The sequence below is a fragment of the Chryseobacterium sp. DT-167 genome (assembly GCF_058310155.1).
On the sequence record NZ_JBZEEQ010000050.1, the window covers coordinates 260 to 796 of the forward strand.

Sequence of the window (537 nt, forward strand, 5' to 3'; positions counted from 1 at the left end):
GGTTCGCCCGTGCCCGTGAAGGTCACCTGGTCGCCCGCGATGACCTGTCCCTCGGTCGGGGCGGTGATGACGGGGGCCGGAAGGAGCTCGAACGGGAGGTAGAAGTAGGTGAACGTCTCGGCCGTGACCTCGTTGTCCTCGAGCTGGACGGCGTCGACGAACTGCAGGATCGCGGCGTCCTCCGCGTAGGTGATCGTCGTGCTCCAGACGCCCTTCTCATCGATGACGACGGGCTCGTCGGTCACGATCGGCTCCGCCATCGTGTCGTACAGCTCGACCGTCGCGCCGGAGTTTCCGGTTCCCCAGATGGTCACGTCGAAGGAGTCGAGTTCGGCGCCCTCGGAGGGCGACGTGATCTCGAAGTTGGCCTCGACGCCCGGCTCGGGCAGGTCGGGGGCGTTGGGGAGCGCGAAGGTCACGATCTCCTCGCCGTTCGGCTCGCCGTCCGTGATCTGCGTGATCGTGACCGCCTGGTTGATGGGGGCGTCGTCGGCGAACTGCGCCGTCGCCGTCCACTCGCCGGCAACGACCGTCGCG

At 68.0% G+C, this 537-nt stretch carries 1 protein-coding gene; it reads right to left on the reverse strand.

Features of this window, described 5'->3' with window-relative positions; genetic code table 11:
• On the reverse strand, positions 1–537 hold a 537-nt coding region (locus AC4FQ5_RS19665; RefSeq protein ID WP_491146229.1), incomplete at both ends, for a hypothetical protein.